This is a genomic window from Variovorax raffinosi (assembly GCF_051216615.1).
Taxonomy (GTDB): domain Bacteria; phylum Pseudomonadota; class Gammaproteobacteria; order Burkholderiales; family Burkholderiaceae_C; genus Variovorax.
This window is the reverse complement of the sequence record NZ_JBPJZR010000001.1, coordinates 907,295-933,199: the sequence shown is the minus strand read 5'-3', so window position 1 is coordinate 933,199 and position 25,905 is coordinate 907,295. Positions and strand designations below refer to the sequence as shown.

General features: G+C 63.6%; 26 protein-coding genes and 1 pseudogene. 18 read left to right on the top strand and 9 right to left on the bottom strand.

Going from position 1 to position 25,905, the window contains the following annotated elements; all coding sequences use genetic code 11:
• Positions 1 to 33 precede the first annotated feature (33 nt).
• Complete coding sequence (locus ACSFB7_RS04410) at positions 34 to 2,853, bottom strand: helix-turn-helix transcriptional regulator (protein ID WP_435467423.1); 2,820 nt, start codon at positions 2,851 to 2,853, stop codon at positions 34 to 36.
• Positions 2,854 to 3,078: 225 nt separating this feature from the next.
• Between ACSFB7_RS04410 and ACSFB7_RS04405 the strand changes: the two genes are divergently transcribed.
• Genes ACSFB7_RS04405 through ACSFB7_RS04395 form a run of 3 tightly spaced genes read left to right on the top strand, consistent with a single transcriptional unit; the run spans position 3,079 to position 5,949 of the window.
• Entirely contained in the window at positions 3,079 to 4,248 is a 1,170-nt protein-coding gene (locus ACSFB7_RS04405) for a CaiB/BaiF CoA transferase family protein (RefSeq protein ID WP_435467421.1), read from the top strand.
• Between the two features lie 16 nt (positions 4,249 to 4,264).
• Positions 4,265 to 5,020 carry an electron transfer flavoprotein subunit beta/FixA family protein gene (locus ACSFB7_RS04400; RefSeq protein ID WP_435467419.1) on the top strand — a complete coding sequence of 252 codons (756 nt, stop codon included), beginning with the start codon at positions 4,265 to 4,267 and terminating at the stop codon, positions 5,018 to 5,020.
• Positions 5,017 to 5,949 carry an electron transfer flavoprotein subunit alpha/FixB family protein gene (locus ACSFB7_RS04395; protein WP_435467417.1) on the top strand — a complete coding sequence of 311 codons (933 nt, stop codon included), beginning with the start codon at positions 5,017 to 5,019 and terminating at the stop codon, positions 5,947 to 5,949. Before ACSFB7_RS04400 ends, ACSFB7_RS04395 begins: the two co-directional genes overlap by 4 nt.
• A 293-nt stretch (positions 5,950 to 6,242) precedes the next feature.
• Here the strand turns inward: ACSFB7_RS04395 and ACSFB7_RS04390 are convergent, their stop codons facing one another.
• The 3 genes from ACSFB7_RS04390 to ACSFB7_RS04380 all read right to left on the bottom strand — a co-directional run bounded on the left by ACSFB7_RS04390 (position 6,243) and on the right by ACSFB7_RS04380 (position 8,516).
• Positions 6,243 to 6,581, bottom strand: a complete 339-nt coding sequence (locus ACSFB7_RS04390; RefSeq protein WP_435467415.1) for a helix-turn-helix transcriptional regulator — start codon at positions 6,579 to 6,581, stop codon at positions 6,243 to 6,245.
• 200 nt (positions 6,582 to 6,781) lie between these two features.
• Complete coding sequence (locus ACSFB7_RS04385) at positions 6,782 to 7,222, bottom strand: hypothetical protein (RefSeq protein ID WP_435467413.1); 441 nt, start codon at positions 7,220 to 7,222, stop codon at positions 6,782 to 6,784.
• Positions 7,223 to 7,277: 55 nt separating this feature from the next.
• Positions 7,278 to 8,516, bottom strand: a complete 1,239-nt coding sequence (locus ACSFB7_RS04380; RefSeq protein ID WP_435467411.1) for a hypothetical protein — start codon at positions 8,514 to 8,516, stop codon at positions 7,278 to 7,280.
• A 269-nt stretch (positions 8,517 to 8,785) separates the two neighbouring features.
• On the opposite strand from ACSFB7_RS04380, the pseudogene ACSFB7_RS04375 reads away from it, so the two are divergent.
• Positions 8,786 to 9,091, top strand: a pseudogene (locus tag ACSFB7_RS04375) (DUF2817 domain-containing protein); the annotation flags it as partial.
• 61 nt (positions 9,092 to 9,152) lie between these two features.
• Here ACSFB7_RS04375 and ACSFB7_RS04370 read toward each other — a convergent pair.
• A complete protein-coding gene (locus ACSFB7_RS04370) occupies positions 9,153 to 10,118 on the bottom strand; it encodes a hypothetical protein (protein WP_435467409.1) in 966 nt (321 codons plus the stop codon).
• 344 nt (positions 10,119 to 10,462) lie between these two features.
• Here ACSFB7_RS04370 and ACSFB7_RS04365 point away from each other — a divergent pair, with 344 nt between their 5' ends.
• A complete protein-coding gene (locus tag ACSFB7_RS04365) occupies positions 10,463 to 11,215 on the top strand; it encodes a hypothetical protein (RefSeq protein ID WP_435467407.1) in 753 nt (250 codons plus the stop codon).
• Between the two features lie 128 nt (positions 11,216 to 11,343).
• Here the strand turns inward: ACSFB7_RS04365 and ACSFB7_RS04360 are convergent, their stop codons facing one another.
• On the bottom strand, positions 11,344 to 12,162 hold the full coding sequence (locus tag ACSFB7_RS04360) for an NYN domain-containing protein (protein ID WP_435467406.1): 819 nt from the start codon (positions 12,160 to 12,162) through the stop codon (positions 11,344 to 11,346).
• A 542-nt stretch (positions 12,163 to 12,704) separates the two neighbouring features.
• Between ACSFB7_RS04360 and ACSFB7_RS04355 the strand changes: the two genes are divergently transcribed.
• The 3 genes from ACSFB7_RS04355 (at position 12,705) to ACSFB7_RS04345 (ending at position 16,392) form a co-directional block, all read left to right on the top strand.
• A complete protein-coding gene (locus ACSFB7_RS04355; protein WP_435467404.1) occupies positions 12,705 to 13,532 on the top strand; it encodes a DUF932 domain-containing protein in 828 nt (275 codons plus the stop codon).
• 77 nt (positions 13,533 to 13,609) lie between these two features.
• Positions 13,610 to 15,637 carry a ParB/RepB/Spo0J family partition protein gene (locus ACSFB7_RS04350; RefSeq protein WP_435467402.1) on the top strand — a complete coding sequence of 676 codons (2,028 nt, stop codon included), beginning with the start codon at positions 13,610 to 13,612 and terminating at the stop codon, positions 15,635 to 15,637.
• 293 nt (positions 15,638 to 15,930) lie between these two features.
• On the top strand, positions 15,931 to 16,392 hold the full coding sequence (locus ACSFB7_RS04345; RefSeq protein WP_435467400.1) for a thioesterase family protein: 462 nt from the start codon (positions 15,931 to 15,933) through the stop codon (positions 16,390 to 16,392).
• Between the two features lie 17 nt (positions 16,393 to 16,409).
• Here the strand turns inward: ACSFB7_RS04345 and ACSFB7_RS04340 are convergent, their stop codons facing one another.
• Positions 16,410 to 16,706: a hypothetical protein gene (locus ACSFB7_RS04340; RefSeq protein WP_435467399.1), complete on the bottom strand. Its 297-nt coding sequence runs from the start codon at positions 16,704 to 16,706 to the stop codon at positions 16,410 to 16,412.
• A 188-nt stretch (positions 16,707 to 16,894) separates the two neighbouring features.
• Here ACSFB7_RS04340 and ACSFB7_RS04335 point away from each other — a divergent pair, with 188 nt between their 5' ends.
• Both ACSFB7_RS04335 and ACSFB7_RS04330 read left to right on the top strand, forming a co-directional pair.
• Positions 16,895 to 17,203: a DUF736 domain-containing protein gene (locus tag ACSFB7_RS04335; protein WP_435467397.1), complete on the top strand. Its 309-nt coding sequence runs from the start codon at positions 16,895 to 16,897 to the stop codon at positions 17,201 to 17,203.
• Positions 17,204 to 17,404: 201 nt separating this feature from the next.
• Positions 17,405 to 17,638, top strand: a complete 234-nt coding sequence (locus ACSFB7_RS04330) for a hypothetical protein (protein ID WP_435467395.1) — start codon at positions 17,405 to 17,407, stop codon at positions 17,636 to 17,638.
• A 316-nt stretch (positions 17,639 to 17,954) separates the two neighbouring features.
• Here ACSFB7_RS04330 and ACSFB7_RS04325 read toward each other — a convergent pair whose 3' ends face one another.
• A complete protein-coding gene (locus tag ACSFB7_RS04325) occupies positions 17,955 to 18,263 on the bottom strand; it encodes a helix-turn-helix domain-containing protein (RefSeq protein ID WP_435467394.1) in 309 nt (102 codons plus the stop codon).
• A 147-nt stretch (positions 18,264 to 18,410) separates the two neighbouring features.
• Here ACSFB7_RS04325 and ACSFB7_RS04320 point away from each other — a divergent pair, with 147 nt between their 5' ends.
• From ACSFB7_RS04320 to ACSFB7_RS04285, 8 genes are read left to right on the top strand one after another with little or no spacing between them, the layout of a single operon-like run.
• Entirely contained in the window at positions 18,411 to 18,743 is a 333-nt protein-coding gene (locus ACSFB7_RS04320; RefSeq protein WP_435467392.1) for a hypothetical protein, read from the top strand.
• Between the two features lie 2 nt (positions 18,744 to 18,745).
• The gene (locus ACSFB7_RS04315) at positions 18,746 to 19,186 is read left to right on the top strand and encodes a hypothetical protein (RefSeq protein WP_435467391.1); all 441 of its coding nucleotides are present in this window, start codon (positions 18,746 to 18,748) and stop codon (positions 19,184 to 19,186) included.
• Between the two features lie 30 nt (positions 19,187 to 19,216).
• Positions 19,217 to 20,047: a metallophosphoesterase gene (locus tag ACSFB7_RS04310; protein WP_435467389.1), complete on the top strand. Its 831-nt coding sequence runs from the start codon at positions 19,217 to 19,219 to the stop codon at positions 20,045 to 20,047.
• Between the two features lie 32 nt (positions 20,048 to 20,079).
• Entirely contained in the window at positions 20,080 to 20,463 is a 384-nt protein-coding gene (locus ACSFB7_RS04305) for a DUF2384 domain-containing protein (protein ID WP_435467387.1), read from the top strand.
• A 20-nt stretch (positions 20,464 to 20,483) separates the two neighbouring features.
• A complete protein-coding gene (locus ACSFB7_RS04300; RefSeq protein WP_435467385.1) occupies positions 20,484 to 21,008 on the top strand; it encodes an HAD domain-containing protein in 525 nt (174 codons plus the stop codon).
• A gap of 1 nt (position 21,009) precedes the next feature.
• The gene (locus ACSFB7_RS04295; RefSeq protein ID WP_435467383.1) at positions 21,010 to 21,954 is read left to right on the top strand and encodes a metallophosphoesterase; all 945 of its coding nucleotides are present in this window, start codon (positions 21,010 to 21,012) and stop codon (positions 21,952 to 21,954) included.
• A gap of 31 nt (positions 21,955 to 21,985) precedes the next feature.
• Complete coding sequence (locus ACSFB7_RS04290) at positions 21,986 to 22,438, top strand: HAD domain-containing protein (RefSeq protein ID WP_435467381.1); 453 nt, start codon at positions 21,986 to 21,988, stop codon at positions 22,436 to 22,438.
• Positions 22,435 to 23,295: a metallophosphoesterase gene (locus ACSFB7_RS04285; RefSeq protein ID WP_435467379.1), complete on the top strand. Its 861-nt coding sequence runs from the start codon at positions 22,435 to 22,437 to the stop codon at positions 23,293 to 23,295. Before ACSFB7_RS04290 ends, ACSFB7_RS04285 begins: the two co-directional genes overlap by 4 nt.
• Positions 23,296 to 23,344: 49 nt before the next feature.
• Here ACSFB7_RS04285 and ACSFB7_RS04280 read toward each other — a convergent pair whose 3' ends face one another.
• Complete coding sequence (locus tag ACSFB7_RS04280; RefSeq protein ID WP_435467377.1) at positions 23,345 to 25,765, bottom strand: NACHT domain-containing protein; 2,421 nt, start codon at positions 25,763 to 25,765, stop codon at positions 23,345 to 23,347.
• Between the last annotated feature and the right edge of the window lie 140 nt (positions 25,766 to 25,905).

Below are 25,905 nucleotides of genomic sequence, written 5' to 3'. Positions count from 1 at the left end.
TACAGGCAGCCCGCCCGAAGTGGGGCGGGTGCGTCAGGCCGGTGCTGCGGCGGTGCCCTCGGCGTCCCACCCGAGGTCTCGCACCCGCGCGACCGCCTCGTCGCGGCCGGACACGCGCAGCTTGCCGTAGATGCGGCTGAGGTACCACTTGACCGTCTCGGGCGACAGGCCAAGGGCGCGGGCGATCTTCTTGTTGGGCATGGCTTGCGCGAGCAGGCGCAGCATCTCGATCTCGCGTTCGCTGAAGGCCTCCAGGCCGGCCGGCGCGGTGCCGCGCGCGCTTGGCTTGGCGTTGGTCCTGGCGTCATCCGAGGTGGCGCAGGGCCGTGTGCGGATGGCCAGCAGGCGCTCCACATAGAAGGCCAGCACCGGATCGAGAAGTTCGGTCTGGGCGAGTTCACCCAGCATCCTGCGCGCAGCCGGATCGGCATCGATCAGGCTGCGCAGCAGGCCGAGCCGGTGCCCGCGCTGCAGCGCATCGAGCAGCTTCAGGCGGGCGGATTCGCCGCGCCCGAGGTGGGCGTCGACCGCTGCACTGCGGATCAGCAGATGCACCACGGTGCGCTGCTGTCCGCGTGCCTCGCAGCGGGTGAGCAGGCTGGCGAGCTGCACGGCGGCGCTCTCGAATTCGCCCAGGGTCACGGCCAGCCGGATGCGTGAGCGCTGTGTCACCTCGCCGATCTCGCTGAGCGATCCCGAGGCGGGCGAGTCCGCATGGCGCGCGTCGATCGCCTCCAGCCGGGCCAGGGCCGCCTCGGCAGCCATCAGCTCGCCGAGCAGCAGACGGCAATTCACTTCGTCGGCCAGGCGGTGTGCGAGCAGGCGGTCCAGTTGATGACGCGTGGCGTAGGCCTCCAGCCGCTCCAGGTGGGCGAAGGCGCCGGCCGGGTCGCCGGCCTGCCAGTCGGCTGCGGCCAGCACCCGGTACACACGCAGCACCGCGTCGGGAATCGCGATGCGCTCCAGGATGTCGACCTTGTCCTCGAGCAGCGCACGCGCCTGCCGGGCATCGTCGAGCTCATAGAGCACGTCGGTGAGCAGGCTGAGCGCAAGGTAGCGCGAATCGGCGCAGGCCTTGCCGGCCTGTTCGGCTTCGGCCGCCACGGCGCGCAGGACGCGCTCGGCCTGCGTCATCTTTCCTTCCATCGCATAGCTCAGGCCGACCATGCCGCGACCTTGCAGGCTGCCGGCGGCGGTGGCCACGAGCGGTGCGCCGTCGACCATCAGCGGCGAGGCTTCGAGCTGCACGCGGCGGGCCTGTTCGTATTCCCCCTGCTGCACGTAGAGCCACGACAGGATGTTGTGGCGCACCCCGACGGCCAGCGGATCGGCGTCAGGCGGCACCTGCAGCAGTTGCGGCAGCATCGTCAGGGCTGTGTCGGTGTCGTCGCGCTGCAGCGCCAGCGCGGCTTGCAGGGCCGCAACGTGGAAGCGGTGGGCGGCGGCATCCATCGGCAACTGGCGCGCCAGTTCGTCGAGGGTCCGGGTGCAGGCATCCAGGTCGCGCTCGAAGAACTGTGTGCGCACCAGCCACAGGCGCATGCTGAAGCTGCGCTGGAGCTGCTCCGGTGGAAGCTGGCGCAGCAGCGCCGCAAGCTCCCGCCGTTCGCCGCGCACGATGAGCGACTGAGCGCACTGGTCGACCAGCGCCGCGGCCTGCGCCGGTTCACCCGACTGCACGGCATGGCGCACTGCGTCCTGCAGCAGGCCGCGATCGCGAAACCAGGCAAAGGCGCGCGCGTGCACGGCTTGGCGCGCAGGCTCGCCGATGGCGGCAAAGCGGGTCAGCAGCGCTTCACGCAGCAGCGGATGCAGGCGATACCAGGTCTCGGCAGGCTGGTTCTCGACGCGGACGACAAAGAGATCTTCGCTTTCGAGCCGCACGAGCAGCGTCGCCAATTCGGCGACGCGGTCCGGCGCCCCGACGAGCGCGGCACACAGCGGCGCGCACACGCGTTGGCAGGGCGCGGCGTGCACGAGCATCTCGAGTTCGTCGGGTGACAGGTGCGAGCACACCTCCTGCTCGAAATACCGGGTCAGGGCGACCGCATCGCGTGTCGGCAGGCCGGCGAACGGCTTGCCCGCTTCTGGCGTGCCGGGTTCCTGCCGCTTCCTTTTCCAGTCAAGCGTGAAGAGGCGAAGGCCGGCCACCCAGCCTTCGCTGAGTTCGTGCAGGCCACGGGCCGTGCGGGCATCGATCTCGCCCAGTTGCGACTTCAGGAACTGGGCGCTCTCCGCCGCCGTGAAGCGCAGGTCGCGTTGGTCGAGTTCCAGGGTTTGTGCCTGGCTGCGCAGCCGGTCGAGCGACAGCCGCACGCTGCCGCGCGAGGCGAGCACCAGGTGCAGGTTGGGCGGGGCATAGTCCAGCAGCCATTGCAGCGCGTCGAGGATCGCTGGGTGGCGCAGGTGATGCAGGTCGTCGAGCACCAGCGCCAGATCGCGCGGATGTGCCGCGACGCCGCGTACCAGCGAAATGATCAGCCGCTCGATGGCGTCGGGGTCGGTGTCGAGGCCTGCGGTGTTCCACAAGGCACCCTCGCGCAACGGCGGCGGATCGACCCGCGCCACGCTGGCGAGCAGGCCTTCGAGGAAGCGCGCGGGTTCGTCGTCCTGCGCGCTGGGCGAGAACCAGGCGATGTCGAAGCCCAGCGGAACGATGCTCTGGCGCCAGGCCGCGATGAGCGTGGACTTGCCTGCGCCGGCGGGCCCGGTGACGACGATGCAACGCAGGCGCCGCGCCTCGAGCAGGCGTGCCAGCAGGCGCTCGCGACCGACGATGCCCACGCCCGAGCGTTGCGCCGCCGCCTCAGGCAAGGCCGGCTGCGTGGCTGAGTGGGCGGGGCGCGGTGGCATGGATGAGTGCAGGGCGGTCCAGAGGACCAACATCGCCGTGGATTGTGCTGCAGCATAAGCGCGCAGCACCGCTGCGGTGGGGCACTACCCAATGCGGGTAGGGGTGATGCGCACGGGGCTCTGCTCTACTTCATCGCATCGAATCGACGGGCCTGCGTTCCTGGACGCGGCGCGCCATTCGCCCGGCATGGGCCGGGTTCATCCTGCAACGAACTGGAGACTTCCATGGGTGTTTTGTCCGGCATTCGGGTCCTGGAGTTCGAGGCCATCGGCCCCGGGCCCTTCGGCACCATGCTGCTCGCCGACATGGGCGCCGACGTGATCCGCATCGACCGGCCGGTGGCCCACGCGGACCTTGGCCCCAAGTCGAGCGGTCCGCGCATCGACATCACCGGCCGGGGCCGCCGCTCGGTCACGCTCGACCTCAAGCAACCCGCGGCAGTGGCCGTTGCGCTCGATCTGATCGAGCGGGCCGACGTGGTCATCGAAGGCTTCAGGCCCGGCGCGATGGAGCGCCTGGGCCTTGGCCCGGACGTGGCGTTGGCGCGCAATCCGCGGCTGGTCTATGGCCGCATGACCGGCTGGGGCCAGACCGGTCCGCTGGCCGAGCGTGCCGGGCACGACCTGAACTACATCGCGCTGTCGGGCGTGCTCTCGGCCATCGGGCCGGCCGGCGGCAAGCCGACGGTGCCGCTCAACCTGGTGGGCGACTATGGCGGCGGCGGCATGCTGCTGGCCATGGGTGTGCTGGCCGCCATGCTGAACGTGCAGCGCGGTGGTGCCGGGCAGGTGGTCGACGCGGCCATGATCGAAGGTGCGGCCCAGCTCGGTTCGGTGTTCTGGGGAATGATCGCCGCGGGCAGCTGGCAGGAAGAGCGGGGCAGCAACTGGCTTGACGGCGGCGCACCGTGGTACGACAGCTACCTCACCAGCGACGGCCACTACATGACGGTCGGCGCGGTCGAAGCGCGCTTTTATGCGGAGCTGCTCGACAAGCTGGGGCTCGCCAATGCCGATCTGCCCAGGCAACACGACCGTGCTGGCTGGCCTCGCCTGCGCAAGACCTTCGAGCGTGCCTTTGCGAGCCGCACGCGCGCCCAGTGGTGCGCGGTGTTCGATGGCAGCGACGCCTGCGTCGCGCCCGTGCTCGGCTTTGCCGAAGCGCCCAACCATGCCCAGCACCGCGCGCGCGGCAGCTTCGTGGAAGTGGGCGGCGTCATGCAGCCCGGCCCGGCGCCGCGCTTTTCGGCCACGCCTTCGGCGCTGCCGAAAAGCGCCCCGGCGCGCGGCGAGCACGGCGCCGCTGCCCTGCGCGACTGGGGCTTTGATTCCGATGCCATCGGCCGCCTGCAACAGCAGGGACTGGGCCTGAAGGCAGACCCGACAGCAACCTGATGATGGAGTACAGCAAGTGAAGGCACTGGTCGCAGTGAAGCGCGTCTTGGACGCGAACGTGAAGGCGCAAGTCGGCGCCAACGGAACCGGCGTGAATCTCGCCAATGTGAAGATGAGCATGAACCCCTTCGACGAGATCGCGGTCGAGGAGGCGGTGCGCCTGAAAGAGAAGGGTGTGGTGACCGAGATCGTCGTGGTGTCTTGCGGGGTCGCGCAATGCCAGGAGACGCTGCGCACCGCCATGGCTATCGGCGCCGACCGCGCCGTGCTGGTCGAATGCGCGCAGGAGCTGCAACCGCTCGCCGTCGCCAAACTGCTGAAGGCGCTGGTCGACCGAGAGAGGCCCGAGCTGGTCATCCTGGGCAAGCAGGCCATCGACGACGACTGCAACCAGACCGGCCAGATGCTGGCCGCGCTGCTCGATGTGCCGCAAGCCACCTTCGCCTCGAAGGTCGAGATTGCCGACGGCGCCGCCACCGTGACGCGCGAAGTCGACGGCGGCCTGGAAACCGTGAAGTTCCGACTTCCCGCAGTGATCACCACCGACCTGCGCCTGAATGAGCCGCGCTACGTGACCTTGCCCAACATCATGAAGGCCAAGAAGAAGCCGCTTGTCACGACGACGCCCGTGGAACTCGGTGTTGACGTCGCGCCACGCCTGAAAACCCTGAAGGTCGCCGAGCCGCCACGGCGCGGCGCCGGCATCAAGGTGCCCGACGTGTCGACCTTGATCGACAAGCTGAAGAACGAAGCGAAGGTGATCCAGCCATGACCGTACTTGTTATTGCCGAACACGACCACGGCGCACTGAAGAGCGCCACACGCAACACCGTCACTGCGGCCCTGGCCTGCAGCACCGACGTCCACGTGCTGGTGGCCGGGCACGATGCGGCTGGCGCGGCACAGGCTGCGTCGCAGATCGCCGGCGTCGCCAAGGTGCTGCACGCGGATGCACCGCAACTGGCCGACCTGCTCGTTGAGAACGTCGCAGCCCAGGTGCTCGCCCTGGCCGACGGCTACAGCCACTTGCTGTTTCCGGCGACGGCCCACGGCAAGAACGTGGCGCCGCGCGTGGCGGCCACGCTCGACGTGGCGCAGGTCTCAGAAATCACCCGTGTCATCTCGCCGGACACCTTCGAGCGGCCGATCTACGCCGGCAACGCTGTCGCCACGGTGCAGAGCACTGATGCGGTGAAAGTCCTGACGGTGCGTGGCACGGGCTTCGACGCGGCTGCAGCCTTCGGTGGCACGGCCGTCATCGAACAAATAGCGGCCGTGGCCGACACCCACGCCGCGAGCCTGGTGGGCCGCGAAGTGACGAAGAGCGATCGCCCGGAACTGACGGCCGCAAAGATCGTGGTCTCGGGCGGGCGCGCGCTGGGCTCCGGCGAAAAGTTCGGCGAGGTGTTGACGCCGCTGGCCGACAAGCTCGGCGCGGCGCTCGGCGCCAGCCGCGCCGCAGTGGACGCCGGCTATGCGCCCAACGACTGGCAGGTCGGCCAGACGGGCAAGGTGGTCGCGCCCGCGCTGTACATCGCGGTGGGCATCAGCGGCGCGATCCAACACCTGGCCGGCATGAAGGATTCGAAGGTGATCGTCGCGATCAACAAGGACCCGGAAGCACCGATCTTCAGCGTGGCGGACTACGGCCTTGAAGCTGACCTGTTCACGGCCGTGCCTGAGATCGTGGGCGCGCTCTGAGGCGAATGCGGGACTGCGCCCATGGCACTTCTTCGGCAATGTTTGCTTGAAGTGCGCGCTGCGCAGGCGGTGCGAACTTCAAGCGCAGAGCGTGGCGCACGCAGCGCGCCCCTGTCTGCGCCAGATCGGCAGGCCACCAGCAATGCCTTGCAAGCGACGGCCCGCCATCGTGTAGATTTCCACGCGCATTTGACCGGTGGATCACTTCCGGATGGAAACCAATAATGCGCTGTCTCGACGGCTTGCCAAGGGCAGGTTCGCGCCGTCCGAGCGGCGCGGTCCGGTTTATCGAATCAAGTCGTGCGCCCGTTCATGCGATCTGCGATCCACGATTGCACGGCGCTCTCTGGCCATGCTGCGGTGCGTTGACCGGCTTTCACCGAGCGCGGAAAGATCCCCTTGCGCATCTGCTCGTAGATGGTCGACCTGCGCAGGCCGGTGAGGCGCTCGACTTCAGGCAGACGCAGCAGCCTGTCTGGGGCGCGCTTCGTCGTCTGCACTGGCAGCAGTGTTGCGTCTGCGCGAAGGAGCGTGAGCGCCTCCTGCAGCAGATGAGCCGCCTGCATGGCTCGTTGAGCGGTAGGGTCGGCGGCGATGCACGCGCTCGATTCATGGTTGGTTTGGGCTCGCATGGGCATGCCTTTCGGTTCTTTCGCAGCGCGTCCAATGCCGTTGCGGAATGTCCATAGGTTGCCAGGGACGTCTGCTGACACCAACTTGCCATAGCGAGGCGAGGCGCACTGCGGCGAAGGCGTGGGAATCGAGGAAGGGCGTTCAGTGCATAGCGAGCGGTCATGCTCTCTGGCCGAGGCGGGTGCACGGCCAATTTCTCTCAACGACTTTCCTTCTTCCTTTTCAGCAGGAACGCCTTGCGCTCGGCGCGTGCTTCGGCGACTTGCTTCAGTTCGGCGTAAGACTTTGCGTGGAGAACCGCTCCGCTGGGGTTCTTCACGTCCGGGTTCACGACCACGGCGAAGTAGGTGGGCGGCGATTTGGGCCCTGCATTGCGAAAAATCTGCACCCGCATGCCGCTGTGCACATACTCTTCGACGACCTGGTCACGGTCCGAGGGTTCTGAGTGCGGTATCTGTGCCTTCACATGACGTGCACCATCTTCCGCGGCGATCGGGTAGACGTGCAGCTCCAGAACCTGGGCATTCAACCCTACCTGAATGGCCGATCGCAGTGCGGCCTTGGTGGCCTCCGCGCCCTGGCCCGCGAGCGGGTTCATCTCGATGAGAACGTGCGCAAGGATTCGGCGGTTTTCGGCCATGTTGGGTTCCGATCATTTCTGCGAAGGTGGGGTAATGTGGGGGAGGGGATGGGATTCATTCCGGCCACCAGAGCGGCCGTTCCGGCTGCGCCGCTTCGGTGCGCAAAGCGTCGGCCAACTCATGCACGGGGTCCTTGAGACTGCTTCGCAGAAGGGCGATCCATGTGTGCAGTGCGTCATCCTCGGGTTGATCGCTGGCGATCCTCTCCAGGCGCGACAGCACATTCAGGACACTGTGATAGGTCGTCAGAGATTGGCCGACCGCGACGGCGCGAGGCAGTTGATTCGCCCGCGCCTCGCCGCGTTGCGCACGCGCCTGCTCTGCGGCCATCGCGATGTTGTGTACCCGGGCTGCTTCCCGCTCCTGTTTTCGTCGGATGGCGGCTTCATCAGCAAGCAGTTTGGACCTGAGTGCTTCGGCTTCCGGGAATGCGATCAGGGCGCGCGTGATCTCTGGGAGTTGTTGTTCCAGCTGTTCGCGGCTGCCCGTCCACTGGCGGGCGATCACGTGCCAGTCTCTCTCCAGCTTCAGCTTGTAGCCATCGAGGGCTTTGTACTCATCTCGATGAAAGAGGAAATCCTGGTGCTTGGGTTGAGCAATCTTCTCCACCTGTTCGGAGAAATTCAGCTTGATGGCGCCGCCTGCGCGCCGGATCTCAACCGTGTTCGATGCGTCTCCCCGGCCAGCGACAACCTGACAGCCTCCGGCGATCAGTCCACGGATGAGTGCTTCGTGGAAACGGAGGATCCAGTCGATGTGGGTCAGGGTCGCGGTGATGCGCAGGCAGCCGCCGCCGGCGACGTACCGGCCCGAGGACATCTTGTGGCTCGTGATGGCGCCGAAGAAGGGTCTGCGCAGTCGTCTGGCTTCTTCCGCCTCTGCCGCCAACTTCGCCTCGTCGCGCTCGATGGACCGGAAGAAGCGAGCGGTCTTCGCCACCAGCGCATGGCAGTGGTCGAGTGAGGGCGGGACATCGATGGGTTGCAGGACGACGGCGTCCTTCGCCCGGGAAAACGCTCGCTGGACCTGCTGGACCCTCGTGGCGTCGGAGGAACGGGCCACCGTGGTGTCTTTCTCCGGCAGGTGGACTTCGTGATCGACGTCGGAAGGCGGCAGTGGGGTCTGCACACAGATCTTGCCGGCCGCGAGACGGGTCCAATAGCCGACGGGCGGAACAGGGATGTTGTATCGGCGGCAGAGCTTGGAGAGTCCGACATCGGACAGGCCGAGATTCGGCCCCAGATGGCGAAGCGGTGTCTGCCAGACCAACGCATACAGTTCGGATCGTTTCACGCACATCTCCATCGTCAGTCAAGAGGCGGGCCACGGCGAAGCCGTTGGGGGACGCCTGAAAACCGGGCCTCTGGCCATCGTGATCGACATCAGGCACCCTCCCTCAAAAAGAACCACTGTGCGCTGTGCTTGCCCAGTCGGGTGGGAGCGCGTGATGGGGCGGCTTGCTGTTCCGTTCATCTTTGCACACTGTTCTCGCCGTCAAGGTCTGCGCGTGCTGCGCACGCTAGCGTCCTTTGGCCGTCTGTCTAACCCTGACTGCTGCGCTGCACCGTGGCGCGCTCGGCGAGGAACTCGCGACCGACGTTGTGCTGCGCGGCGCGATCGATGCAAAGAAGCTCCTGCTCGTGACCTTGGGCACGCACGGCCCCGAGGGCTTCTGCGGATCGGGCGCACAGGTCGCGACGCTGCACGACGAGGACCTGCTCGCGCGGTTGCAGCAGGCCGGCGTGGCGCTGCTGCTGGTGCATGCCGTCAACCCGCACGGCTTCTCGCACCTGCACCGCACCAACAAGGACAACATCGACCGCAACCGAAACCACATCGATTTCAATGCGCCGCTGCCGGCGAATGCTCTTCGCTTCGACTCTGCATGCGACCGGTCGGCGGACGCTACTGCAGTCATGCGTCCCTTGCTCATTGTTCGAAGGCGGCGAACATGATTTCATCCCGAGGATCCTCGCCAATTCGCTGCCAGAACAGTACAAGCCGCTGTGCGATGTCGTCTCCAAGCGAGGACCGGTCCAGCCGCGACAGCTTTGGCAGGGTGAGTTCACCATAGGAGTTGACCGCATTGGTATGGAGCACGGCATCTCGCCCACTGCGCGGCCCGAGATTGCGTCTGGTCAGAAGAAAGTCGGCCAAGGCCTGATCCGAGGTGCAGACCACGGTCGAAGGGTACTTGGCATGGTGATAGTGAAACTCAAGATTCACCCAATGCGTGAGGTCCCAGGCTACGTTGCGCGCAACCGCCTCCAACCCATCTCTGGGGACCCGAGCCAGCTTTAGAAATCTATGCGCCTCGGGCGACCCGGCGATGGCGTACACCGCCAACTGGAGCAAGGGACCACCGATCATCGCGAGGTTGTCTCGCTCTTGAACGATCCAGGCGAGGAAGTCATCAATGCGCTTGAGAATGGTCGGGCGGTCAAGTCCTCCCTCGGCAGGGGCGGCAGCCAGAACTTGCTGAAGCGTTTGGCTGATGGACCGGTGGACAAAACAGGTCAACTGGAGGACAGGTTCATACGTGAGTTGAACCCAACTTCGATCATAGTCGCCCACGCCGTAGACGCTGGCGAAGAAGTGCTCGAACTTGGCCAAGTACGCCGCGTAGTCTGGGGCAATATCCTGTCGCGTGAGTTCCATCAGTGCCAGCACCGGATCCACGGGAAGAAACCGAAAGCGCTCGGTCCATTGACGGCGGACACGCTGTCGCGTCTCTCGAAGGAGCCGCATGTGTGCTTCGTCAAGCCGAGACTGCTGATCCACATGCCGGACGAGGTTCAGCACGGTGTTTGCATCCAACACGAACATCGACTTCGGATGCAGACGTCCGAGTGATATGAGTTCGCCTGTGTGTCCGACAAATCGTATGTTGCTCATCGTTCCATCCCCGACACGCAACTCGCTAGAGTAGCTTGCCGTCGGACGTTGACCAGTGCGGCTCTGAAGGTGGCGTCGATATCGAGCATGTCGGATTGATGGTGAACTTGTCGGGAAAGTAGAGCATGCCCAGCGTCTCCTCGGTTTACCTCGCTTTGCAGGGTCAATCGCGGCTTGGGTTGCTCGACTTTGCGTAGCGATCAAGAAATCCTTATCATCCGCACGGGCGTCTGGGCCGAACCTGTTCCCGGGTTAAAGCAGACACATCACCTTGCCACCGAACGGACTTCAATCCGGGTCGATGCGTAATCGGGGGACTTCGACCTTGCAGATTGGAGTGCCGTATGGCAGCCACGCCCCTTTGCGAGGTTCCCCTCGCAGCTCTCAAGAAATGGCTCCTTGACCAGTACGATGAGGTCAAGTCTTCGCATCTGAGCGAGGCCCTGGCTTTCAGCCTGGGCTTTCGTACGTACGCCTCGATGCAGGCGGCAATGGTCGGCCCGGAGCAAGATCGTCCCTTCGTTTTGCTGGACGCGTCGCGCTTCGTCGCGCGCTTGGTCCAGTTGGGCTATGAGGACGATGCAGAGTTCGACTTCGAGTTCGCGGTCTGCAATCAACTGGGGTCAGCGGGTATCGTCTCGACCAGACCCTACACAGCCTACGAGATCGACTACAGGACTACTCGGCAGAAGGCTTGGCGCAACCTGATGGTGTGCGCGGTCAATGCGGCGATCGAGCAGAAACTGTGCACATTGCGTCCTGGGGACAACCGCTTCCCAGACAACATGCGGCGCGGCGAATTGTTCGAGTTCGTGCTTCCCAACGGGTTGTCTGCGCGTGGCGCCGTCGCCGATGCGGGCTTCGACGAGCTTTCGGTGCACGCGGCGGTGAATCCGAAGGGAGACAAGGTTCGCGCGTATGGCGCTGGCTTTGATGCTGGCGATGCCTTCGGCACAACCTGGGTGGAGCGTCAGCGCGGTGCATGGATGCAGTCGTGCGACAACTCGTTCAATTGTCGCAAGTCTCTGCTTGAAGAATTGGCGGAACTGCAGGTGGAACCTTTCGGTTACGGAGATCGCGGGCACGTCATCATGTGACCGGGGATTGGACATCGTGGCTGATCTACCGATTGCACACGGCGGTCGCCGTGAGCGGTGTCGCGCAGTTCCTCGCAATGAGACTGCCCTAGCGTGAGGCCCAAAGCGCGGGCGGTTTGATGCACGAGTCAGGGGTTGTGCGCGTTGCCCTCCGGCGCGCTCGCAGCCTCGGGCCTTGGCGAGAGGCTCACCGACCAGTGGCCGCCTTCCTCCTGCTGTGGCGCCAGCAGGCCGTAGGTCTTGACCATGTTCAGCAGTCCCGAATGGCCGTAGGTCTGGGGTGAGAAGGCGGGGTCGGTGCGCTTGAGGTACTGGCCCAGGACGCCCAGGCCCACTTTGCCTTCGGACGTGTCGCTGGCCAGCAGCGACACGGCTTCGACGACGAAGCGCGGCCTGCGCTTGGCCGCTGGCTTGGGTGGCTCCTGCCTTGGCGGATCGGCCTTGGCAGGCTCGGCTTTCGCAGTGGCCTTCGGCGCGGCCTCGACGACCGCTTCCGCCGGTGGCTCGGGACGCGTCCATTCGAAGAATTGGTCGCTGGCATTGCGCAGCGCGTCAGGCGTCTTGGGCTCACCGACGATGCAGACGGTGGCGCCGCGTTCGCGCAGCTTGCGGCACAGGTAGGCGAAGTCGGAGTCGCTGGTGACCAGACAGAAGGTGTCGGCCCGTTGGTCGAAGAGCGCTTCCAGCGCATCGAGCGCCAGGGCGATGTCCGCGGTGTTCTTGCCGGCGGCGTACTGGTACTGCAGGCAGGGTGTAAAGGCCAGACGCACCAGGGCGTCCTGCCATTTGTTGGCCAGCGTGCCCTGGTTGCCGTAGCCGCGGCGCAGCACGACGCGGCCGAACTGCGCCACCATGCGCAGCGCGTGTTCGAGGATGTCGGGCGGCACGTTGTCGCAGTCGACCAGGACGGCCACGCGTGTCTCTGTTGTCGTTGGGGTGGTGCTCATCCGGGGTTTTGTGCTGCTGGGTTGAACTGGTCATAACGGTAGCCGATTCCGGGCATCGCCGGCCAAGGCGGTGATGGCCGGCCGCGCTGTCGTGCTTGCGCATCGAGCCACCCTTGGCGTCTGGCCCCTTTGGGCTTCCATCGTTCCCTCGCGCTGCTCGGCTGACGCCTACGGCCCGGCTCGTTGATCCGGGCCTGCGCGCTTCGCTTGCGTGGGGTTGGCGACGAAGGCGGCCGTTGCCTGTCCAGCCATCTTTCCTGACCTCATCACCTTGTGCGCGACTGTAGCCCGCGGCCGGGTGCCGTCAAGGCGCGCCAGGCCGTGTCCTCGCTGCGCTGCGGGCCGCACCACCCTGGCGCTTTCTTCCTTGACCGCACCCGGCCGCGCGCTCCTGACCGTCGCGGGCGATGAACTCAGGAAAGACGGTGGCAACGAGGCCAACCGGGTTCTTCGTGCCGACCCCACCGGAAGACCCGAAGAGGGCTCCGAATCTAGGAATCCGGTGGGGGTTGTTCAACAGCCAACTTCATTGGAGAAAGATCATGCAACTCGCTTCCCGTTTCGCGCCGCATTCGCCGGTGCTGCGTTCGGAACATCCCTTGTCGGATGACCAGATCAGGGCCGTGGCCCCGTCCATCTTCGCGGTCGCGCCCCACGGCAGCCGCTCGGAACGCTACAGCTACATCCCCACGGCCACCGTGCTGACCGAACTGAGAGGGGAGGGCTTCGAGCCCTTCATGGTGTGCCAGACCCGCGTGCGGCAGGAAGGGCGGCGCGACTTCACCAAGCACATGATCCGGCTGCGCCATGCCAGCCAGATCAACGGCCGCGAGGCCAACGAAATCATCTTGCTCAACTCGCACGACGGCACCAGCAGCTACCAGATGCTGGCGGGCATGTTCCGCTTCGTCTGCCAGAACGGGCTGGTGTGCGGCGACACCGTGGCGGATGTGCGCGTACATCACAAGGGCGACGTGACGGGCCACGTTGTCGAAGGTGCATATGAGGTCTTGGGCGGCTTCGACCGGGCGCAGGAATCCCGCGAATCCATGCAGGCGATCACGCTGGACGCCGGTGAATCGGAGGTGTTCGCCCGCGCCGCGCTGACCCTCAAGTACGACGACCCGGACAAGCCCGCGCCGATCACGGAAACCCAAATCCTGATGCCGCGCCGCACGGACGACGACCGCCGCGACCTGTGGAGCGTGTTCAACCGCACGCAGGAAAACCTCATCAAGGGCGGGTTGAACGGGCGCGCCGCCAGCGGTCGCCGCCAGAGCACGCGCCCGGTGCAGGGCATCGACCAGAACCTGCGACTGAACCGCGCCCTGTGGCTGCTGGCCGATGGCATGCGCCAGCTCAAAGCCTGAATCCCAAGCCCGGAGGGGCGCGCAGCCTCTCCATTCGCTTCTCCGCCATTTCCATCTTTCCCGACAGGAGCTACACCATGAACACCGCTACTTTTGAAGAAACCAACGCCGTCGCAGCCTCGCAGGAACTGCTGCTGATCCCGCTGTCCAAGCTGCGGCCTTCGAGCCGCAACGTGCGCAAGAGCGGCGGCACGTCGATTCCCGAACTGGCCGCGAGCATCGCCCGCGTCGGCCTACTGCAAAACCTCACCGTGGTGGCCGAGTCCGATGGCGAGCACTACGAGGTGGTGGCCGGGCGGCGGCGTCTGGCCGCGTTGAAGCTGCTGGTCAAGCGCCGCAAGCTGGCGAAGGACCATGAGGTGCATTCCCTGCTCGTGCCTGACGATGCGGCCCGCACCGTCAGCCTGACCGAGAACGTGCAACGCGAGGCCATGTCGCCCATCGAGGAACTGTTCGCCTGGAAGGACCTCGTGGCCGAAGGCCGGCCCGTGGAAGACATTGCCGCCGATTTCGGCGTGACGCCCTTGGTGGTGCAGCGGCGCCTGAGGCTCGCCAACGTCTCGCCGCGCTTGCTGGCGGACTATCAGTCCGGTGCCGCGACCCTCGAGCAGTTGATGGCGCTCGCCATCACTGATGACCACGGGGCGCAGGAGGCCGCTTTTTACGACAGTCCGGCGTGGCAGCGCAGCCCCGAGGCGCTGCGCGACCATCTGACCTCTGAAGAGATCGATGCCGGCCGTGATGCACTGGTGCGCTTCGTCGGGCTGGAGGCTTACGAGGCCGCCGGGGGCGGCATGCGCCGCGACCTGTTCTCAGACGAACTGCAAGGCGGCTATCTCACGGATGCCGGATTGCTGGAAACGCTCGCGCGTCACAAGCTCGCGGCTGTCGTCGAACAGGTCCAACTGGAGGGCTGGGGTTGGGTGGAGGTCGCGCCGCGCGCCACGGCTGCCGAGCTGCACGTGTTCCAGCGGGCGCGGCGCACGCGCTGCGACCCGAACAAGACCGAGGCCAAGCGCATCGCCAAGCTCGAAGGGAGACAGAGCGAGCTGCAGGACAGGCTCGATGACGAGGATGCGGAGCTGAGCGACGATGGCGTGCGCGCGCTGCAGGAGGAGCTGGACTGCCTCGGCAACGAACTGGAAGCCATCGAGCAGACCCTGACGGTCTACCCGGCCGGTGTGATGGAAATGGCCGGTGCCGTGGTGTCGGTGGACCACATGGGCGGCGTGGTGGTGCACAGGGGGCTGCTGCGCGAGGAGCAGGCCAAGGCGCTGCGGGCGCAGGAGCGGCAAGAGGCCAGCGAGGCAGGCGGGGAGCGCAACGGCCATGGTGGTGGTGATGCCGATGAACCGGCCAAGCCGGGTATCTCGGAAAAGCTGGCGAAGCGGCTGAGTGCCCATCGCACGGCGGCCTTGCAGGCCGAGGTCGCCCGGCATCCGCAGGTGGCGCTGGTGGCCGTGGTGCATCGGCTCGCGCTGCGCGTGGTCTTCGACAGCTACGGTTCGGGTGGCTCGCCCATCGACATCATCGCCACCCCGCAGGACGGGCTGACGCAGCATGCCCCGGATGTGGGGGACTCTCCTGCGGCGGTGGGCATGGGCAAGGTCCGCGAGGCGTGGGCGGCGCGCTTGCCCAAAGAGCCCAAGGCACTCTTTGCCGAACTGCTGACCCTGCCGCAAGGCGAACTGCTGTCGCTGCTGGCGGTGTGCGTGGCTTCCACGGTCAGCGTGCTGGCGTCCCGCGAGGACGAGGTGCCCGCCGCCGGATTGGCCGAGGCCGTGAGCCTCGACATGCACGACTGGTGGACGCCGAGCGCCGAGGGCTATTTCTCGCATGTGTCCAAGGCCAAGGCATTGGAGGCCGTGCTGGCCTTCGCGCCTGAGCACGTGACCCGGCTGTCCAAGCTCAAGAAGGCAGAGATTGCGAGCGAGGCTGAAAGGCTCGCAGCCGGGACCGGGTGGCTGCCGGTGATGTTCAGGGGCACTTTAGAACCGACCCCTGAAACGGCCTTGCCGGCGGGGATCGAGGCGGAACGGGAAACGGATGAAGCCGCCGCCGAAGGCGAGGCTGAAGACCACAAGGAACTGGCGACCATCGCCTAGGCATGAGGCCCCGGCTGCGGCCGGGGTCTTGATGTGCGAGCGCGAACGCGCGCGGCAAGTATGCCGCGCGCGTTTTTTCTTTGGGTGCGACGGCGGCGGGTGATGGAGGTGCCGTGCGGCGTTGAGTGTTCCAAGTGATCGGAATTCCCTGCGCCGTGGTACGCCCCGGCATGCCCCGTTGGGTGGGCCGCGCCAGCGCGTCGCGTGAGCATCGGGGGAGCCCCGATCCGGATGCCTGCCCATCTCTCCCGGATTTGGAGAGTTCGATCATTTCACTCTTGCATTCCCTCCCCATGAATCAACAAGGCGTCAGCGAAATCTGCTTTCAGGAAACCTATGCGGTGCCGAAAGACCAGACGGCGCGATCTTTGTTTGCGAGACTGCCGCATGGCGGTGACTATGCACAGACCTTGATCGAATGTCTGGCGACCGGCTACCTGGTCGCGGTGGTCGAGTCCATCTGCATCCGCGAAATGCAGGTGCACGTCGACACGACGGTGGAGGTGGTCGTGGGCCGCACCGTGCATATCGAGCATCGCGGCCCCATTCCACCGGCGACACGCTTGCGCGTACGGGGATGGGTCGAGGGACTGGGCGAGCGCAGCGCCACGTTCCGGGTCCAGGCGCATGACGAGCACGAGCTCGTGCTCGACGGGACAGTCACGCTGGTGGCGGCCCACCGGGCGAGCATCGAGTCGCGTATCGCCACGAAGATCGATGCGCTTGAGGTCGCCCGCGGCGAGCGGAAGGGCTGACGGCCGGGAACGACGGGTCATCCAACGTCACGCTCGGACCCTCGCGCTGGGGCCATGACCTTCTTCATGCCGTCGATGCCGACCACGCCTGCTGCGTCGATGCTGTGGGCGTTCCGGTGGCGCTTTCCTGGTCGGCTGGCGCGGAGCTGGACTGCGTCCGGGTCCGTGCCGGAAAGTCGTTGCAGCGGTGTCGGTGCCTGGACCACGTGGTGTCCTTTCGGGATCAGGTTCACGCCCACGGCCTTGTATTTGCCGTGAATCCTGGCGCGGGCACGGCGGCGCTTCTCTTCGTTGCGCTTCGCCTCGGGCTTCATCGCCGCAACCGTGCGACCCGACAAATTTCCCCGCTGCTGCGCAGCTTCCTCGCGAGGCAAATTTCTCGGGCCTACCGGTCCTCCACTCGCGTTGCGGCCTTCGGTGCGACGCGCCCGGACCCGCGCCGTGCGGATCACGCCAAGGCCGCGATGGGCGCGGACCTGGTCAACTTCGAAAGGACTTCATCATGGCCAACATCGGCATCTTCACTGCACAGAACAGCGGCTTCGCCGGTACGGTGCGCACCCTGACGCTCAACGTCAAGGTCAAGATCACTCCCAGCGACAAGGAAAGCGAGAACGCCCCGGACTACCGCATCGTGGCGGGCACCGGCTTCGAGATCGGCGCGGCATGGAAGAAGGTCAGCAAGGCGGACCGGCCCTACCTGTCGGTGACGCTGGACGACCCGTCGTTCCCGGCGACCATCTATGCCCGCCTGGTCGAGGGCGATGACGGCGCGCACAACCTGATCTGGTCGCGCAGCAAGGGCGACTGATCGTCGCCCGGTGCGTATTCCAGTGCATTTGAGCACTCAGTCTGGGAACATGGTCACCGTGTCTGGTGATCATGAGCATCGGAAGATGGAGTCGGCTCTGCTCGCCTGAACACTCTTTGAGCTGAGATAGGGATGGGCTGTGAGTTTAATTTTTCAATCTTCAGGCCCCTGCCAGGCCGCCGGAGGCGCCCCGGTTGAGCCATGTACTCATGGTTCAACCTTCATCGGGATGCGCACCACCTCGGCGATGAACTCGGCGTTACTGAACCGGCTGCCCTGGTCCGTGTCGACGATCTGCGACGCTTCTCAGCGCTCGAACGCCTCCTGCTCAGCGGCAACTTAAAAGTCGGCCTCGATCGCGATGCGCAATCACTCAGTGGCTCGCCCAGTCCAGCACCACCGCCTGATACACCCAGCCCCTCCATCGGCACGTAGGTGGTCCAGTGTCCAGACCTAGTTGGCACGCTCGATGTCTAGGCCCCCAGAAGGGACGCGAACACCGCACGCTCAGGTCGTGTTGAGTTGCTGTACAGCGCCTGGATGGCCGTGCGCTGCATCAGCGTGCTTACGTATTGCCGTCCAACCTTTCGAGCCTTGCAGGCACAACAGATCGCGCAGCCTATTCACGTTGCAACGTGCTTCGATTTGCGAGGCCGGGTCTGACCGACAACGCAGAGCGATAGGCATCGAAAATCGCGCCGGCTGTCGGCGACAGTGCGCCACCGAATTCCCCCGCCGTGGCCCGATCGCCTCATCGCGTCAGGAGATTCAGCTCATCGATCTCCTCGATCAGATGAGCAGTGAGCTTTTGCACGGACACGGGCGTAGGGTGGCGCAGATAGGAAAGCGCCAAGAGCGTTAACGGGTGGACACCCAGAACCGCAGCCAGTTCGCCGACCTTGGCAACGGTAGGCTGCTTCAGTCCTCGCTCCAACGAAGAGATGTAGGTCCGGCTCGACACCTGATCGAACGATTCCTGCGGCAATCCCTTGGCCTTGCGGACCACACGCAACGCGCGTCCGAAGTCGGATTGAGGGGGGCGGTGTGCCGCAGATTTCATCCCCTCTATTGCGTCATTTAGAATCCCATAGGGCTACAACCTATAGGGCTCATTTTTATGTTTCTGACGATGGATTCGCATGAGGTGAGGATCTCTTCCATGCTGGCCGGGCCTGGTGCGAGATGTTGGAGAGCAATCCAGCTGAACTTGTCGATCCCCTTCTTCTTTCCGACGTGGGTGGTGCATGAAGACGACCTCGAGGTCCCGGAGCGAGCTCTGCTGATCTATGAGAGCGACTTCCTCGATCTCTTCGAGAGCGTGGGGCCGCAGTCGCTGCGACACCTTCAGTATCTGGCGCCGAAGGAAAGCAATCGTGATCGTTGGGAAATTCGAGACATCCGAAAGATCTGGTCGGCAACCACCGCCGATGCCGATCAAGTCGAACACCTGGTCCTCGAAGATGAGAGCGGAGCGCAGTTCACACACTACGACATGCGCACTTCGTTCAGCATTCGGCATCAGATCTGGCCGGTCAACTGAGCATGGAAATCCCTCTCCTGCTAGCCCTCGCTGTCGTCTTGGTTCTCTTCTACTGGGTCTGGATCGCCTCCCCGCGCTTCATTCAGTCCGGACGCGAGCAGTTGCTCCGGGCCCAAGGCCAAACATCTGGCGCGACATTCTTCCCGGTCGACCCGCGCCGCATGCTGGGCGATTGGGATGAAACGTGCATCCTGTTCGATCCGGATGCCCGCAAAGCCTGCATCGTCGTTCGCGGAAAGAAAGCCCAGACGGTCGATTTCGAGTACTTCAAAACTTGGCAGCTCAAGTGGACCGAATATCCCGCAAACCCGGTGTTTCGCTTTCAGCACGTGCACTTCCTCTTCGAGACCAGTGACTTCGACCGTCCGACGATCCGCGTCGCCGTGCCCTCCAAGTCCGACGGCGAGGCATGGAACGCCAAGCTCTCGATCCTGATGCCCTGAATGCGCTGCTGAAGAAATGGGCCTACCGATGTGAAGCTGCTCATCCTTTCGGACCTGCATGCGGAGTTCGAGACCTTCGAGGTCGCGAAGGATCTGGACTACGACGTGGCCGTCCTGGCGGGCGACATCGTGGCACCTGGGCGCGTCGCTGCGCGCTGGCTGCGCAACCCCGCCCGGTTCGGCAACAAGCCGATCGTGCAGATCGCGGGCAACCACGAGTACTACGAGTCCGTCCTGGATCAGGAACTGCTCGAGATGCGACGCCAGGCCAAGGAGCACGACATTCAATTCCTCGATTGCGACGATGTCGTGATCGCCGGTGTGCGTTTCCTCGGCTGCACCCTGTGGACGGACTTTCGCCTGCGTATCGACAACCCCGGCTTTGCGGGGCAGCCAGTGCGCCTTCTGTCGGACCGCTATCGCTCGATGACGGCGTGCTCGCGCTACCTGGCCGACTACTCGGCCATCCGCATCGACGATCCGTTGACCTCCAACTCCCGGGGCACGAGGCGACTGGTGCCGATGGACACCTTGCAGCTCCACAGGCGGCATCGCTCCTGGCTGCGCAGGAAGCTCGCCGAGCCGTTCGACGGGCCCACAGTGGTCGTCACCCACCATGCTCCCCACCGCCAGTCATTGGCACCACGGTTCGCCGAGGAATGGGCCTCGGGCGGCTTCGTTAACGAAATGCTGCCCGAGTTCTTCGAGGTGCCATCTCTCTGGGTACACGGGCATACGCACGACAGCTTCGCCTACTGGGTCGGCGCCTGTCGGGTGATGTGCAATCCGCGCGGCTACCTGAACTGGCACGGGGAATTCGAGAACAAGGACTTCAATCCCGGGTTGGTGATCGACCTATGAGAGGCTCCACTGTTTCTACTGGGGGCAAGATCTTGACCGCCACAATCCGTGGGGTCGAGCTCACCGCTGTCCTGCATGAAAGCTCGGACGGCCACCAGATTCTGTCGCCGCTGAAGTTCATCGAGATGATGGGCATGGATATCGATTCCTTCGCCGGCCACGCGCACGTCCACCGAAGTACGGTCATTCGCGCACCTGCGGCAGAAAGCGTCCAGTCCCATATCCGCATGAGCCTGCACGTGCTGGCTGCGGTGGCAGAGGCCTCTGGAGATGACCTTCAGGCCGCCATCTTCTGGTATAGGAACGAGCCGCTGGCGGCGTTCGCCTACAAGACAGCCGAGTCAATGGTGGCTGGGGGACGAGCCACCGAGGTGATCGATCTGCTGGAGTCCTTCCAGGCGGGGTTTGTTGGGTGATGGAACACCGCCATCTACCTATGGTGGAAGCAATGCCGATTCATGATGTCTCCGGCCGCACGGGTGACTCCAACGATCTGCTGTTCCTGGATGTCGATGGTGTTCTTCATCCCGTCGGGACGGACTACTCGTTCAGCAGCAGGTTCTTCAGCCATTTGCCGCTTCTGGAGGAGCTTCTTCGCGAGTTCGAGTCAGTCGATGTCGTCATCTCGTCGGATTGGCGGCTGGCCGAAAGCATCGAGCAGCTGCAGCGCTATTTCAGCGATGACATCCGGCATCGGATCATCGGAGCGACGCCGCAGATGGACCCAGATGTGGTCGTGCACCACCGTCGCCAGCGAGAGATCCAGGCCTGGCTCGATGGGAACGGCCACGGCGACGCAGAGTGGGTCGCACTTGACGATTGGCCTGAGAGCTTTGAAGCAGGCTTCGCGCAGCTTGTACTCACCGATCCCGTGCGGGCGTTCGATCAAGACAGCTTCCAGGAGCTGCGCTCACATTTCCTTCGTTTCGCAGCCCGTCGATGCTTACCGCTCGACAAATGAAATGAAGCCACTCCTCTCATCGGATCTCCCTGTGCAATCCGAACACGAGCAATCGAAGCCCAAGCTGATGTTCTTCGGCGACCCGCACGGGGATCTCGAGCCTGTGATCGCCGCGGTCGAGCACTTTCGGCCCGAGGCGATTGTGTTGCTGGGCGACATCCAGGCGCGCCAACCCCTGCACGTCGAGTTGGGGCCAATCTTGGAGCTCACTGAGGTCTGGTTTATCCACGGGAACCATGACACTGATACCGTCGAAGATTTCGATAATCTGTTTGAATCCCAACTCGCCGGCCGCAATCTTCATGGACGCATCGTCGAGATCGCCGGGTACAAGATAGCGGGCCTGGGCGGCATCTTCCGCAGCAAGATCTGGGACCCGCGGCAGCCGATCGAGAAGGCCGCTTTCCGGTCAAGCGACGCCATGCGTCGAACTATGAAACGCGAAGAACGGTGGCGCGATGGCATTTCCCGCAAGCACCGATCCTCCATCTTCCCGGCCGACTACCTGCAACTGCTGCGTAGCGGTCCCGCCGACATTCTGGTGACGCACGAGGCGCCAGCAGCGCACCCGCACGGCTGGCAGGCGGTCGACGAGCTCGCCGAGGCGCTCGGCGTCCAGCTCGTAGTCCACGGTCACCATCACGAGCGTCATGACTATCTTGCGGAAGGGATGCAGAGTGCTGCAGCACCGTTCCGCGCCTTTGGGGTCGACATGGGCTCGCACCTGGCATGGCCGCTGGAGTCGCAGGGGCAGATTGAGTCGAATGGTCTTCCACAAGATTTGTTGGATCTCGCTGCTCAGGTCTTCGGCGCAGAGGCCCAAGCTTGGCTAGCCAAGCCGCACCAGCTACTGGATGGCCAGACGCCCGCAGCGCTCGTAGCCGGAGGCGGCTCAGACAAGCTCCGATCGATGCTCATTGCCATCCAACATGGAGGTGTCGTATGAGGCTCGATAGAAACGGATTGAGAGGGTCAGGGTGATCCTGTTCCTCGACTTTGACGGCGTGCTGCATCCCGAAGGGGAGGATCACATCCTCAACGGCGGTGCCGACTTCTGCTTCCTGCCGCGGCTTGAAGCGCTGCTACGCGAATTCCCGCAGGTGAAGATCGTGATCAGCTCGTCCTGGCGTGAGCAACTTCTCTACAAGACCTTGCTGAAGCCCTTCTCCAGCGACATCCGGGCCCGGATACTTGGAGCCACGCCTCATTCGGGCTTCGGTCTTCCGCCGCCGTACAGGCAGCGCGAAGGAGAAATCCTCGCCTGGCTCCAGCTTCACGATGCGGTCGACGAGCCCTGGGTCGCGCTCGACGACGCCTACTGGCAGTTCGACCACTGCAAGGAAGATCTGGTGGTGTGCGGCTCGTTCACCGGCTTCGACGACAAGGCAAGTGCCGAGCTTCGTGCGCGTTTTGAAGGAGTACCTCGATGAAAGTACTGATCCTCTCCGATCTCCACCTCGAGTTCGCACCCTTCGAGCCGGAGCCCGATCTCGAATTCGATGTCGTCATCCTCGCCGGCGACATTCATTCACCGGCCAAGCGTGCGGTCCAGTGGGCGGCGGATCGCTTTCGCGGCAAGCCGGTGATCTATCTGCTCGGAAATCACGAGTACTACGACGGACGGTTGGACACGACACTGGCCGAAGCGCGCCGCGAAGCCGAAGGCAGTAATGTTCATCTGCTCGACAGTGACGAGCTGGTGGTCGACGGTGTGCGCTTTCTCGGCGCGACGCTGTGGACCGACTTCGCGCTCGTCATCGAGACGCCTGAGGGTCCGATCAGCGATGTCGGGCGCGCCATGAAGATGGCGACCAATCTGCTGAACGACTACGCGCTGATCCGCACGGCGGACGAATCGGCAGAGCCCGATACATGGCGCTACAAACAAGGAAGAAAGCTCCAGGCGGCAGACACGCTGAAGATTCACCAGGGGCAGCGCGCGTGGCTGCGAGAAAGGCTTTCGGAACCGTTCGCCGGACAGACAGTTGTCGTGACGCACCACGCGCCTCATCGCGGCTCACTGGCGCAGCGCTACGTCGATGACTGGTCCTCAGGCGCCTTCGTCACCGAGCTCCCGGAAACCTTCTTCGATGTGCCCGTACTCTGGGTGCATGGGCACACGCATCAGCAGTTCGACTATCGAGTGCGTTCTTGCCGAGTCGTGAGCAATCCCCGCGGCTACGTGAACTGGAGCGGCAGGATCGAGAACAAGGCGTTCGATCCTAGTCTGGTCATCGACACGAAAGCTCCGGTCATTGAAACAGCTCGCGAAACTGTTCAATCATGAGATCGAGAGCATTTCAAGCTGCAAGCGCAGGATATTCTCTCTAGGTACGCTAAGGCCGCGTGCTAAATGACGCGGCTACTCGATGCCGACCGGCGGCCGCTCCTCGGCGATCGGTGCCCACGATTTTGAAATTTCGATGGGACGCGTTTAGAAACTTGGCGTACTCAGTTCGCGCTTGCTGCGGAATTTGCCGAAGTACGATAGAGATAGGTAGTTCAACCTCATCTAGAGCAGGCTCCTCGTCCATCAACGGGATGAGCCTCCAGCCGTCGTCGATGTCATTGGGCAACAAGAGCACTTCTTCCAAATGCCCAACAGTTACCTCCCAAAGAGTACTTGAGTGTCCCGCTCCTACTTGCCATACCAAGGCACGGTCTGCCGTACGGTCCTCGCGCCTCAGGTCACGTTCGACCCACTTGGTCAGAAAATCCTGGCTCTTCGTGGGAATCAGGAGCTCCGGTCCCGATTGCTGGGCACCGATTCTGTTCGCCGCTGCAAAGTTGAGCGTACGAACAAGTATTGAAGAGACAAGCTCGCTTGCCGCGAGTACATCGCCTTTCTGAGCCTCAAATAGCGAAAGGTAGCTCAGAACTGCAACGGCAGCGCTGCTTTCAGTTCCAGATTCGATTTCGTCCCTCAACAGACGCCGATACTCCGTCGACCATTCAGACGGTACCGTCTTCTCCACGAACGCCAACAAGAGGATGACCAACGTGGAAGCGGGCAAAGCCAAGCCGGGATCAACCTGTGCCCACAGCCGCGCCATGAATTCGCGGGACCTGGCGAATATCGCGAGGTAGTTAAGGCCAACAAGTCCGGCCTGTTCACCGAGCGTCATGTACCACCGGTCAAGGAAACTTTTATCGGGTGCAAGCGCTATGAAGTTGCTGATCTCCGGGTTTAGAAAACGCGAGTAAGCGGCATGCGTAGAGGTGTTGCTCACCATCGTCATACGTTCCGCAACGAGGAACTCTTGAAACGATCGGTGCGAGAAATACAGGACACCGGTTTCCTTCTCGTCGGTGAGCGTGGAAACGATGTACTCGCTTCTCTTGCTGTCGAGGTCGGTGGACCCACCATCTGGAAGAGCTTCCAAGAGGTCTGGCGGAACCTTGTCCCGAAAGAAGCTCCCTTGGCTCACACCCGCTCTTGCCCACGCCCACCATGCGAGATCGCGCTGAAAAGTCAGCCTGTCTTCAAAGGGAATTTCTCTGCGAGCGCGCTTGTGAATCTGATCACGCTTGACCATTTCCTTTACGAAGTGTGAATACAGTGCATATTCATCAAACCCTTTGAAATCAAAGGATGGATCAGCTGCCGCCTCGGCAATTAGCACTACGTGCACGGGCCGTTTCAGCAGATCATGCGGCACGTGATTCATGACGTCTTCCGTGCGTAGACGGATGAAATCTGAGGATTCGCTCTGAGCAAGCGTAGTCGACAACATTCTCAGCAGCAGTTGGTTCGCCTCTTCGTGGGTAAAGAACGAGAGCTTCCATTCCAACCAAGGCTTGTAGTGCGGCGACTGAACCGTCGTATTTCCAATCCTTTTTCGTCCTCGAAAGACGAGCTCGCGCTCTTCGGAGGGAAGAGCGCTCGGTCGGCCGAGCAGCATCACTTTGGCACTGCCGATCAAAAGACGGTTGAACTCTCTAAAGTTAGCTTCGAAATCATGCGCGCTCATCGCATGCTTCATCTCGTCGAATCCGTCGAGGATGATGAGCAGCCTTCCGAGTTCGTTCAGATGCATCAGCGTCCCGAAGTGGTATCGCGGGAGGTTGTACTTTGCGGTGAACTCCTTGCCGAACAGACCCTCAAGTTGTGTTTCGTGCACAACCTCCCCCAAGCGGATCAGGATTGGTATCCGATTCGTAGGGTCGGCGAGATATTTTTCGGCCGCGTATGCAGCCACTTGCTCCGCGAGACTGGTCTTTCCCTGCCCGTATCCCCCAAGGATTGCAAGCGCTGGCGTTTCTGGTGAGGAAATCCAGTTTTCGATGGCTTCGAACGCGGGTTCGTTGTGTTCATCAAACCGTGCCTCGATGTAGCGGTTAGAACCTTGTTTGCCGGTTTCCCGCAAATGTTCAACAACGCCACGAATTCCAAAAAGCTGCTCTGCGAGTACTTCGAAAGTCAGGTGGGTATAGGTAGGCAAAGCGGCCAAGTAACCTTCGGCTGCTGCACTGATAGGGCGACGACTGACCACAAGCACGCGGTGGACCGACCTGCTCTGAATCATCGGTTCGTACTTGGAGAATATCTCCTGGAGATCCGCCTTTGTTAGAGCATGGTCGTAGTTTTTGCACTCCACCGCGCAGATCTGAGCTTTGCCCCAATGGTGTTCGGTGAAGGTGATGTCGACTTTCGTCCCGGCAATGAGCTGCTCAGTCGCCACGTCCAAAAATTGCGTGCGAAGCATGGCTGCTACCGCGTCGCGGAATTTGTCGCCAACTTCCAGGGTGCTTACCATTTGGTCTCCGTCTCAAAGTCTCGCCCGACCGGCGAATCGACTGCCCGATTGAACGGTACACACTGTACCCGGCGATCGGCTCGGGCAACGACCGGCAGGACCGAACTGTAGGAACACGGTAGTTGTGATACCTCGCACAA